At 71.5% G+C, this 10,910-nt stretch carries 12 protein-coding genes; 9 read left to right on the top strand and 3 right to left on the bottom strand.

From position 1 onward, the window contains the following. Positions 1-52: 52 nt before the first annotated feature. The gene (locus KME79_RS00910) at positions 53-1,300 is read right to left on the bottom strand and encodes a serine/threonine-protein kinase (protein WP_219542885.1); all 1,248 of its coding nucleotides are present in this window, start codon (positions 1,298-1,300) and stop codon (positions 53-55) included. 293 nt (positions 1,301-1,593) lie between these two features. Between KME79_RS00910 and KME79_RS00915 the strand changes: the two genes are divergently transcribed. Genes KME79_RS00915 through KME79_RS00925 form a run of 3 tightly spaced genes read left to right on the top strand, consistent with a single transcriptional unit; the run spans position 1,594 to position 5,538 of the window. Then, on the top strand, positions 1,594-2,625 hold the full coding sequence (locus KME79_RS00915; protein ID WP_219542886.1) for an ABC transporter substrate-binding protein: 1,032 nt from the start codon (positions 1,594-1,596) through the stop codon (positions 2,623-2,625). Between the two features lie 49 nt (positions 2,626-2,674). Beyond that, positions 2,675-4,414, top strand: a complete 1,740-nt coding sequence (locus KME79_RS00920) for an ABC transporter permease (RefSeq protein WP_219542887.1) — start codon at positions 2,675-2,677, stop codon at positions 4,412-4,414. Continuing rightward, positions 4,414-5,538 (top strand): ABC transporter ATP-binding protein, encoded by a 1,125-nt coding sequence (locus tag KME79_RS00925; protein ID WP_219542888.1) that lies wholly within the window; start codon positions 4,414-4,416, stop codon positions 5,536-5,538. The genes KME79_RS00920 and KME79_RS00925 overlap by 1 nt, the downstream gene beginning before the upstream one ends. Before the next feature lie 34 nt (positions 5,539-5,572). On the opposite strand, the gene KME79_RS00930 is transcribed toward KME79_RS00925, so the two are convergent. Further along, positions 5,573-6,745, bottom strand: coding sequence for an NAD(P)/FAD-dependent oxidoreductase (locus KME79_RS00930; protein ID WP_219542889.1), 1,173 nt, complete (start codon positions 6,743-6,745; stop codon positions 5,573-5,575). Between the two features lie 120 nt (positions 6,746-6,865). On the opposite strand from KME79_RS00930, the gene KME79_RS00935 reads away from it, so the two are divergent. Genes KME79_RS00935 through KME79_RS00950 form a run of 4 tightly spaced genes read left to right on the top strand, consistent with a single transcriptional unit; the run spans position 6,866 to position 9,499 of the window. After that, positions 6,866-8,104 carry a cytochrome P450 gene (locus KME79_RS00935; protein ID WP_148035445.1) on the top strand — a complete coding sequence of 413 codons (1,239 nt, stop codon included), beginning with the start codon at positions 6,866-6,868 and terminating at the stop codon, positions 8,102-8,104. Further along, positions 8,101-8,844, top strand: a complete 744-nt coding sequence (locus tag KME79_RS00940; RefSeq protein WP_148035444.1) for an SDR family oxidoreductase — start codon at positions 8,101-8,103, stop codon at positions 8,842-8,844. Before KME79_RS00935 ends, KME79_RS00940 begins: the two co-directional genes overlap by 4 nt. Before the next feature lie 22 nt (positions 8,845-8,866). Further along, complete coding sequence (locus KME79_RS00945; protein ID WP_148035443.1) at positions 8,867-9,079, top strand: ferredoxin; 213 nt, start codon at positions 8,867-8,869, stop codon at positions 9,077-9,079. A 12-nt stretch (positions 9,080-9,091) separates the two neighbouring features. After that, a complete protein-coding gene (locus KME79_RS00950; protein ID WP_219542890.1) occupies positions 9,092-9,499 on the top strand; it encodes a nuclear transport factor 2 family protein in 408 nt (135 codons plus the stop codon). A 5-nt stretch (positions 9,500-9,504) separates the two neighbouring features. Here KME79_RS00950 and KME79_RS44435 read toward each other — a convergent pair whose 3' ends face one another. After that, positions 9,505-9,858, bottom strand: coding sequence for a DUF488 domain-containing protein (locus tag KME79_RS44435; protein WP_308248729.1), 354 nt, complete (start codon positions 9,856-9,858; stop codon positions 9,505-9,507). 181 nt (positions 9,859-10,039) lie between these two features. Between KME79_RS44435 and KME79_RS00960 the strand changes: the two genes are divergently transcribed. Together KME79_RS00960 and KME79_RS00965 are read left to right on the top strand one after the other, a co-directional pair. Then, positions 10,040-10,579: a DoxX family membrane protein gene (locus KME79_RS00960; protein WP_219542892.1), complete on the top strand. Its 540-nt coding sequence runs from the start codon at positions 10,040-10,042 to the stop codon at positions 10,577-10,579. A 122-nt stretch (positions 10,580-10,701) separates the two neighbouring features. Continuing rightward, positions 10,702-10,896, top strand: coding sequence for a CsbD family protein (locus KME79_RS00965; protein ID WP_148035439.1), 195 nt, complete (start codon positions 10,702-10,704; stop codon positions 10,894-10,896). The last annotated feature ends 14 nt before the right edge of the window (positions 10,897-10,910 follow it).

The following is a 10,910-nucleotide window of genomic DNA, read 5'->3' on the forward strand; positions in this document are numbered from 1 at the left end:
TCAGCCGACAGTAGGCGCGCCGCCCGGGTCACGCATCGGGGAATCTACGTAGTCACTTGTAGTGACCCTTGGCCTTCCCCTGGGGCTGTGAGTTGCCGGGCGTCTTCGTACGGGCCCGGCCGGAACCGTCGGCCGCCCGTCTGGCGGGGGACGTGGTCTGTCCGGTGACTGCGGTGCGCTGCGTGTGCTCCGTGCGGACCTGGACGCCCTGCTCGCGGGCTTCTCCGGCGCGCGGCCGCGACGAGGGCTCGGCCCGCATGACACCGCTGGGCGCGTCGGCCGTCGGCTGCGGCATCGGGTGGGCGTGCCGGCGCGGCGCGGACGCCGAGTTCAGCGACACGGTGGCGATGACGGTGGTGACCAGGGCCGCGACCGCGGCGGCCTCCCGCCACCGCGAGGCCATCAGCCGCCCGGCCCTGGCGGCCCTCGGCGCCGTCGCCGCGGTCAACGGCCGGGTCCTCGCGCGCTTGGACCGGCCGGGCACCTGCCGCAGCAGCTCCTGCGCCCGCGCGGCGTCGGCGCGCTCGGACGGGTCCTTGGTCAGCATCGCCGTGATGACCGGCGCCAGCTCGCCCGCCTGCTCGAAGGGCGCCGGGTCGCGGGTGAGCACGGCGTTGAGCGTGTCGGCCCGGCTGCCGCCCTGGGCGAACGGCGCCCGCCCCTCCACGGCGGTGTAGAGCGTGGCGCCCAGGGACCACACGTCGGACAGCGCGGTCGCCCGCTCGCCGGAGGCGCGCTCGGGGGCGAGGTAGGCGGGCGTGCCCATCACCATGCCCTGCTGGGTGAGCGTGGAGTCGTCGTCGAGCGTGGTGGCCAGCCCGAAGTCGGTGAGCACGGCGTGGCCGTCGGCGGTGAGCAGGATGTTGGCCGGCTTGACGTCGCGGTGCAGCACCCCGGCGGCGTGCGCGGCGCGCAGCGCGGCCAGCACCTCCAGCCCGATCCGGGCGACGGTCGGCACCGCCAGCGCGCCGCGGTCGTAGATCTCGTCGGCCAGGCTCCGCGACCGGACCAGCTGCATGACGATCCACGGCCGGTCGTTGGCCAGCACCACGTCGTACACGGCGGCGATGTGCGGGTGGTGGAGCCGGGCGGCGATGCGCGCCTCCCGCATGGTGCGCTCGATCAGGACGTCGCGGTGCTCGGGCGGCGAGGCCGGGATGGACAGCTCCTTGATCGCCACCTCTCGGTCGAGCAGCTCGTCGTAGGCCCGCCAGACCGTGCCCATGCCGCCCCGGCCCAGCTCGGACCGCAGCCGGTAGCGTCCGGTCAGTAACCGTCCCTCGTCGCGCGCGTCGAGCATGGCAGCAGACTTACCCGACCATCGCCGCCCCACACAACGCGTCCTCCGGACTCCGTTTGAATATCGTTGTCATGGACGCCCTGGACGGGCCCTCCGACCCGTACGCCCCGACTCTGCCGGAATCGGCCTCCGGGCTGCGCTGATCCATGCGTACCATTAACCGCATACTGTCCCTTGTCCTGCTTGATAATCATCCCTATGATTCGCCTAAAGACGGGCCTGTGGCACGGTTGTCCACCCTGCCCGCCAGGCTGACGAGCAGAGGATTTGGATCAGTGGGAAGAACCACCCGAGTGGGCATCGCAGTGGTCGCGGCGGCACTGCTGGCGGCGTGCGGCGGCCAGGCGGCCGCCCCTGGCGGGGGCGGCATGTCGACGGCGGCCTCGACCTGGGACGAGGTCCTGAAGAAGGCGTCGGAAGAGGGCACGGTGTCGCTGTACTCGGCCCTGCTCCCCGAGGTGAACAAGGAGCTCGAGACCCGCTTCGAGAAGACGTACCCGGACATCGACCTCAAGATCACGCGTATCGTCGGACCTGAGGTCAGCGCCAAGCTCGACGCCGAGCTCAAGTCCGGGTCGCTCGGGGCCGACATCGTCAACCACGTCAACTACGAGTGGGCGAAGACCAAGGCGGACGAGGGGCTCTTCGCCGAGCCGGTCGGCCCCAACGGCGCCGGTCCCGAATGGAAGGGCACCCCTTACCTGATCGACGATGTCCTGCAGACGTCCGCGCTCACCGCGCTCGGCATCGCGTGGAACACGGAGAAGGTGACCGACCCGCCGGCCACCTACGAGGGTCTCGTCGACCCGAAGTACGGCGGCGGCCGGCTCGGGCTCGTGGACAACCTGGCCGCTCCCATGGCCGACCTGTACGCCTGGCTCGAGGACACCTACGGCGCCGACTACCTGACGAAGCTGGCGGCGCTCAAGCCGAAGTTCTACCCGAGCGCCGTCCCGCTGCAGGAGGCGCTGCTGTCCGGCGAGATCTCCATCGCCCTGTGGGGCGCCAACTCGACGGTCAAGCCGATCAAGGCCTCGGGCGGTCCCATCGACTGGCTCATGCCCGACCCCGGCTGGGCGCCGATGAACCTGGGCTACATGTTCAAGGAGTCGGACAACCCCAACGCGGCCCAGGTGCTGTTCGACTTCATGGCGTCCGCGGAGGGCCAGGAGTCGCTGGCCAAGGACAACCTCAGCGTCCTGCCGAACGTCGCCGGCGCGGTCGAGGCCCCGAAGGAGCTCACCCTGCTCGACCTCACCCGGGCGACCAAGCCCGGCTGGCTCGGGTCGGCGCAGAGCGAGTGGAAGCAGACCTTCGGTCGCTGACGCCCGTCTCTCCCTTCTCCACCAGTCCGCTCCATCGGAGGCCGTAGTAGTGAAAAGCATCAGTGAGGCGCCGCCGGCGGCGGCCCGGCGCGGCGCGGACCCGAAGGGTGAGACCAGGCCCGGCCTCTCCCGCCGGAGAGCGCTGCGCCGCCATGCCCTGCCGATCGCCGCGATCATCGTGATCGGGTACCTCGTGCTGGCGCCCCTCGTCCGCCTGCAGCTTCTCGCGCTGGCGGACGGCGGCGCCGGCTACGCCCGTGGCTTCGGCACCGCCGACATCGCGCGCACGATCCTCACGACGCTGCTGCTCGGCCTCGGCTCCCTCGTCATCGGGCTGGTGTTCGGGGCGGTGCTGGCGTGGTACTCGATCCAGCTGCCGCCCCGGGCGCGCTGGATGGCGTCGCTCCCGATCCTGCCCATCGTGGTGCCGCCGGTCGCCAGCATGATCGGGTGGGGGCTGCTCCTCGCCCCGAACTCCGGCACGGTCAACCGGTTCATCAGGTCGCTGCCCTTCTGGACCGGCGGCGACACCGGGCCGATCGACGTCTTCACCGTCCCGTGGATCGTGTTCCTGACGGCGCTCGGGCTGACGTCGTTCGTGTACGTGTTCCTGCGGGCGGGCCTGCTGCGGGTCAACTACGAGCTGGTCGAGGCCGGGCGCACGGCCGGGGACGGGCCGGTGGGCGTCTTCTTCCGCATCCTGCTGCCCGTCGTGCGGCCCTCGCTCATCTACGGCGGCGCGGTGGCGCTGCTGCTCGGCCTGGGCCAGTTCACGGCGCCCCTGCTGCTCGGCTCGATCAAGAACGTCAAGGTCCTGACGACCGAGGTGTACTTCTTCGCCAACGCCGGCCTGGCGGACTACGGCGCCGCAGCCGCGGTCGCGTCCCCGCTCCTGCTGGTCGGGTTCGGCATCGTCGCCCTGCAGCGGATGCTCCTCGGCGAGGAGCGGCGGTTCGTCACCGACGGGGGGAAGACCTCCCGTTACTCCGCGCGGCGCAGCCCGGCCGCGGTCGTCGTCATCGGGCTGTTCTCCGCCGTCGTGGCGCTGCTGCCGCTGCTGGCGCTGATCGCCGCCTCCCTGTCGCCGTTCTGGACCGGCCAGATCGACGTGAGCACGTGGAGCCTCAAGAACTTCCGCGAGCTGTGGGACACGCCGACGGCGGTCAGCGCCGTCCAGACGAGCCTCGTCGCCTCGGGCATCTCCGTGCTCGTGTCGCTGCCGATCGGGTACGTGCTGGCGGACATCCTGCACCGCCGCTCGCTCGACGCCCGCGTCCGCGCGATCGTCGACATCCTGGTCTCGCTGCCGCTGGGGGTGCCCGCGGTGGTGTTCGGCGCCGGGTTCCTGTTCACCTACACCGCGCCGCCGTTCGTCCTGTACGGCACGCCGTGGGTCCTCGTGGTGGTCTACGTGACGCTGATGCTGCCGTTCGCCACCCGCATGCAGCTCGCGGCCCGCATGTCGCTCGGCGACAGCTACCAGGAGGCGGCCCGGGTCAGCGGGGCCGGGCCGGTGCGCACGCACCTCCAGGTCGTCATCCCGATGATCCGCGGCTCGCTCGGCGGCGCGGCCGCGCTCATCTTCGTCCTGCTCACCCACGAGTTCGCCGCGTCGCTGCTGGTGCGGTCGACCCGGACCCAGGTCATGGGCACGACCCTGTACGACCTGTGGCTCAACGTTTCCTACCCTCTGGTCGCCGCCATGGGACTGGTGATGTGCCTGGTGACGGCCGCGGGCGTCATCCTCGCGGTACGGCTCGGGGGCTCCAAAGCATTGGAGAGTTTGTGATGTTCGGTATCGAGAACCTGACGAAGACCTTCGGGTCCGGAGCGGGCCGTTTCACCGCGATCGACGGGCTGAACCTCGACATCCAGGAGGGCGAGCTGGTCGTGCTCCTCGGGCAGAGCGGTTGCGGGAAGACCACGGCGCTGCGCTGCGTGGCGGGCCTGGAGAGCGCCGACGAGGGCGTGATCCGCTTCGGGGACACCGTGGTGTTCGACTCCGGCCGGGGGGTCGACGTCGCCCCGGAGAAGCGCGAGCTGGGCATGGTCTTCCAGTCGTACGCGCTGTGGCCGCACAGGACGGTGCGTCAGAACATCAGCTACCCGCTCAAGGTGCGCAAGCTGACCAAGGCGCTCAAGGAGGAGAAATGGGTCGAGCAGGCGGCCGACCTGGTCGACTGCGGGCCCCTGCTCGACCGCTACCCGCACCAGTTGTCCGGTGGCCAGCAGCAGCGGGTGGCGCTGGCGCGCGGCCTCGTGTCACGGCCCCGCCTGGTGCTCATGGACGAGCCCCTCAGCAACCTGGACGCCCTCCTGCGGGTCCGCGTCCGCAACGAGCTGCACGAGCTGCACCAGCGCCTGGGCTTCGCGGGCCTGTACGTGACCCACGACCAGTCCGAGGCGATGGCCCTCGGTGACCGGGTCGCCGTCATGAACAAGGGCCGGATCGAGCAGATCGGCACACCCCAGGACGTCTTCGAACGTCCCGAGACGTCCTACGTCGCCAACTTCGTCGGCATCACGAACGTCCTGGACCTGGTCCGCGAGGACGGCCGGTGGCGGCTCAAGGCGGCGCCCGACGAGCCCGTGGAGCCGGCGTCGCTCCCGGAGGAGCTCGGGGCGGGGTGCCAGGTGCGGTTCCGGCAGTCCGACGCCGTGATCGTGCCCGCTCCCACGTCCCGGTCGTGCCTGCGTTTCCAGGCCACCGTGGCCGACTCCGTGTACGTCGGCCGCAGCTACGACGTCAGCGTCAGCCTGGGCGACGTCCGGCTCAACGCGCGCGCGGACGCGGCCGTCGCGGCGGGTCTCGACAGGGGCAAGCCGGTCACCGTCGAGGTGCCGTGGCCGGCCTGCGTCTGGTTCGGGACCGACGGGCTGCGGGTGCCGGTGGGTGACCTCGTCTCCTCATGAGGGCCGCCGGGCCGGCGTGCCGGCCCGGCCGCTCTCACGCGACGATCGCGCCGATGGCCGTCGCGTCGAAGGCCGTGTTCACGTGCGGCCGGCACCGGTTGAGAGCCAGGGGCATGTCCAGCGCGGCGACCCCGGTCACGATCCCGTCCCTGGTGTAGACCGCGAGGAAGCCGTGCTCGTCGTCGCGCAGGACGCGCAGCTCGTCCGAGGGGGCAGGGGTGCCCAGGCACTGCAGCTTGGAGCCGTGCTGATCGCTCCAGAAGTACGGGACGTCGGAGAGGCGCCGGGGCGGCGCGTCCGGCCGGGCGATGTTGTGGCCGACGACCACCGCCGTCGCGACCGCGTGGTTCCAGTGTTCGGTGCGCCCGTGGCCGGCGATGCTCGCCACGTCGCCGACGGCGTGCACTCCCTCGACGGGCGTGGCCCCGGTCTCGTCGCACGGCACGCCCGCGGCCGCGTCCAGCCCCGAACCGGCGAGCCACTCGACGTTGGGTACGCCGCCGATCGCGCCGACCACAACGTCCGTCGGCAGGACGTCGCCGTCGTCGAGCGTGACCGTGAAGCGGCCGGCCTCCGGCTCGGCGCCTGCGATGCGACGCCCGAGACGGAGGCCGACGCCGTGCCGGCGGTGCAGCGCGGCGACGCGTTCCGCCACGGTGGGCCCCAGCGCCCAGAGCGGTGCGGACCCGGCCTCGACGACGGTCACGGACCGCCCGAGGCTCCTGGCCGCCGAGGCGATCTCCAGGCCGAGGAAGCCGGCGCCCACCACGGTGACGTGCGCCGCGGCGAGGACGGCGTCCCGTACCTTGCGGGAGTCCTCCCAGGTGCGCAGGGTCAGCACGGGCAGCGCGGGGTGGATGGCGGGCAGCGCCCGCGCCCGTACGCCCGTCGCGATCACCAGGTGCTCGAACGGCAGGCGGGCGCCGTCGGAGAGGACGAGCCGCCTGTCCAGCCCGTCCAGCCGGGTCGCGCGGACGCCGCGGATCACCTCGATGCCCTGGTAGGCCAGGACCTCGCCGGACCGCAGCGGCGCCGGCTCCGCCGGGTCGCCGACGAGCGCCGCCTTCGACAGGGGCGGCCGGTCGTAGGGCAGCCAGGGCTCGTCACCCACGATCGTGATCGGCCCGGCATGCCCGAACCGCCGCAGGTTCTCCGCGGTGCGAAGCGCCGCGAGACCACCACCGGCGATGACGACGGGTCCTGGCATCTGCTCTCCTCGGGTGCTGTCTTGACTTTACGCCCACATCAAGGATAACAATTCCTACCATAATCATAGTTGGAGCCCAGGCGTCCGGGCTCTGGTCGGAAACAGTGCGGAGGGGCAGGCATGACACGCTCATCTATCCTCGATCCGGAGGTCGCGGCGGATCCCCACGCCTTCTATCGGGAACTCCGCGCCGACGCCCCCGTCCTCCAGGACGCGCGGCTCGGATCGTTCCTGGTGAGCACGTACCGCGGCGTCTCCTCGGTCTACAAGGACGCGCGCTTCTCGACCCGCGCCTACACCGGGACCCTTGAGGCCATCCACGGCCGGACGGTCCTGTCGATGGACGGGCTCCTGCACGCGAAGAACCGCGCCCTGCTCACCCCGCACTTCCGCGGCCAGGGCCTCGACCGCGTGCACGCCCTCATCCACCGCACGGCCGCCAAGATCCTGGAGCAGATCGTCCCGCGCCGCGCCCAGCGGCTGGCCGACGAGATGCGCGACAGCGCGGACGGCTCGCGCGTCGACCTCGTGGCGGGGTTCGCGCATCGGTACCCGATCGCGGTGATCGCCGACATGCTCGGGCTGCCGGAGTCCGACCACGAGCTGTTCGCGGGGTGGTACGGCAAGATCATGGCGTTCGTCAGCAACCTCTCCGGCGACGAGGAGGTGCACCGTCAGGGCCTCCAGGCCAGGGCGGACCTGGCCGGCTACATGGCCCCGCTGATCGCGTACCGTCGCGAGCACCCCGGCGACGACCTGATCTCGATGCTCGTCCAGTCCCAGGTGGACGACTACCGCATGACCGACGACGAGGTGCGCGCGTACATCAGCCTCCTGCTGACCGCCGGTGGCGAGACGACCGACAAGGCGTTCGGGAGCCTGTGCAAGAACCTGCTGGTCGGCGGCGAGTGGGCCCGGGTGCGCGACAACCGTGACCTGGTGGACGCGGCGATCGCCGAGACGCTGCGCTTCTCCCCGCCCAGCCAGATCACCACCCGCATGTGCGAGGAGGACGTCGAGCTGGAGGGCGTCCAGGTGCCCGCCGGGTCGACGATGCTGCTCATCGCGGCCTCGGCCAACCGGGACGAGTCGCGCTTCGAGAGGTCCGAGGAGTTCGTCATCGGCCGCCCCGACCTCGACCCGGCCCGGGCCTTCAGCGGAGCGGCGGGCCACCTCTCCTTCGGCACGGGCCGCCACTTCTGCCTCGGCGCGATGCTCGCCAAGACGGAGATGGAGGTCGGGCTCAACCTGCTCCTCGACTCGTTCCCCGGCATGCGGCTCGCCGACGGCGCCGAGCCGGTCGACGTCGGCCTGCGCACCCGCGGCCCACGCGACCTCTACGTGAACCTGGCCGCATGAGCAGGCTCGACGGCAAGGTGGCGCTCGTGTCGGGCGGCGCGGCGGGCCTCGGCGCGGCCTACTGCCGGGCTCTGGCCGCCGAAGGCGCGCGGGTCGTGGTGACCGACGTGGCCGCCGAGGCGGCGCGGGCGGTCGCCGGGGACTGCGGGCCGCACGCCTCGTCCGTGGCGCTCGACGTCGTGGACGAGTCCGCGTGGGCGGCCGCGACCGACCACTGCCGCCGGCGCTACGGGCGCCTCGACGTGCTGGTCAACAACGCCGGCATCGTGCACAGGACCGCCCTCATGGAGACGGACGCGGCATCCTTCCAGCGGGTGCTGGAGGTGAACGCGTTCGGCACGTTCCTGGGCATGAAGGCGGTCGTCCCCCTCATGCGCGAAGGCGGCGGCGGCTCCATCGTCAACGTGTCGAGCACGGCCGGGGTGACCGGCTTCCCCGGCATCATCGGCTACACGGCCGGCAAGTGGGCGGTGCGCGGGATGACCAAGGCCGCCGCCGTCGAGCTCGCCCCGTACGGGGTGCGCGTGAACACGATCGTGCCCGGCCTGGTCGAGACCCCCATGACCGCCGACTTCGCCGGCCCGGGCGGCAGCCTGCGGCGGAAGAAGGGGTCGGTGGACGAGGTCGCGCCGTTGGTCGTGTTCCTCGCCTCGGACGAGTCGGCTTTCTGCACGGGCGCCGACTTCGTCGCCGACGGCGGCGAGACCGCGGCGACACCCGCCGTGCGGAGTTCCCCATGAGGTTCGGCAGGAAGGGACGCTGATGAGCGCCTACAAGATAGAAGTGGACCTGGACCAGTGCCAGGCGCACGGGATGTGCGTCGCCACGGCGCCGGGGCTGTTCGGGATGAGGCCCGACGACTCGAAGGCGATGCCGCTGGCCGACGTCGTGAGCGGTCCGGAGGCCGAGGAGGCGGGCCTGGCGGCCGAAGGGTGCCCCGAGCTCGCGATCACGCTCAGACCGCTCGGCGACTGAGAGGGAGGAGCCATGCCCGACTGGGCCGCACTCAACACCCTCCTCGGTGACTTCGCCTGGGGTCTCGACACGAAGGACCCGGACGCGGTCCTGGCCTGCTACTGGCCGGGGGCGCGCTACAGCGTCCAGGCCGCCGACGGCACGCTCTACGGCCCCCACGAGGGTCACGACGCGATCCGGGCGCACTTCGGCGGGACGATCGGCCGGCAGACGGACACCCGGCGGCACGTGATCACCAATGTCCGCGTCGCCTCCGTCGCGGGCGCCACCTCGACGGTCGCCGCCTACCTGACGCTCATGGTCACCGTCGACGGCGTGCTGCGGCCGAGGTGCACCGGGACCTACCGCTTCGTCGTCCGGGAGGAGGGCGGCGAGCTCAGGTTCGACGAGAGCTCCGTCACCCTCGACGGCGCGTTCTGACGCCTTCAGCCGGGGTGCTCCAGCAGGTAGTCGCGGAGCACCACGGCCTGGTTGTGCTCGGTGTCCTTGGCCGAGTAGAGCAGGGTCACCGGCCCTTCGGCGGCGGCGTCGAGCAGCGGGCGCAGCGACTCGCGGCCGGCGTCGAGCTCGGCCCGGTAGCGTACGGCGAACTCGGCGAACCGCTCGGGCCGGTGGCCGAACCACTGGCGCAGCTCCTTCGACGGCGCGGCGTCCCGCACCCAGCCGTCGAGCCGCAGGTCGTCCTTGCGCACGCCGCGCGGCCACACCCGGTCCACCAGGAAAACGGCCCCCTCGGCCGGCGGGTCTTCGTACACGCGCTGGATGGTGATGGATCCCACGTCTGCTCGCCTACCCTCTTCCCGCCAGGACACCACGTGGTGGCCGGGAGAAGGTAGGGGCGGACGGCGTACGGACGGGTGCCGAAGGTCCCATCGAGCCGGGGTCGTACGGCTCTGCCTGCGTGATCGCCGGTGCGGTGAACTGTAACCAGCAGCAGGCACCCCTGAAAGGACAGGAGCCATGGCCACCACGTACGACCGCCCCACGGCACGCAGGATCCCGGTGCAGATTCCCGAGGCGCACACCCGCCGCCCCGTCGACTACGTGTGGGCCATCGCCCGGATCGCACTGGGCTGGACCTTCCTGTGGGCCTTCCTCGACAAGACCTTCGGCCTGGGCTTCGCCACCACGGCCGAGAAGGCCTGGCTGGCGGGCGGCAGCCCGACCACCGGCTTCCTGAAGGGCACCGAGGAGAACGCGCTCGGCGGCTTCTTCACCGCACTCGCCGGCCACGCCTGGGTCGACTGGCTGTTCATGCTCGGACTCCTCGGCATCGGCCTCGCGCTCATGCTCGGCATCGGCACCCGCGTCGCGGCGGTCGCCGGCGGCCTGATGATGGTGATGATGTGGGCGGCGGCACTGCCCCTGACCACCAACCCCTTCATGGACGAGCACCTCGTCTACACGGTCGTCCTGGCCGGTCTGGCCATGGCCAACGCGGGCGAAACCCTCGGTCTCGGCAAGACGGCCATCGTCCAGCGGTACCCGATACTCAAGTAACCCCTTCCCCACTGGAGCCCGGTCCTCGTCAGAGGGCCGGGCTTCCGCCTTGACGTTTCCCGGTGGCGGCCTCGGATAGAGGCAGCCCGGAGTTCTTTCATCGAGAAGGATGGGGGCCGGCCATGGGCGCCGACGACAAGATTTCCAACAAGGCCGAAGAGATGAAGGGCCGTGCCAAGGAAGGCATGGGCCGCGCCACGGACGACGAGCGTCTTGAGGCGGAGGGCCGCGCCGACCAGAGCAAGAGCAAGGTCAAGCAGGCCGGTGAGAAGGCCAAGGACGCCGCCAGGCACGTCAAGGACGCCTTCAAGCACTGACCGCACGGCACTGA

Origin of the sequence: Nonomuraea harbinensis (assembly GCF_019396385.1) — a bacterium.
Classification (GTDB): domain Bacteria; phylum Actinomycetota; class Actinomycetes; order Streptosporangiales; family Streptosporangiaceae; genus Nonomuraea; species Nonomuraea ferruginea.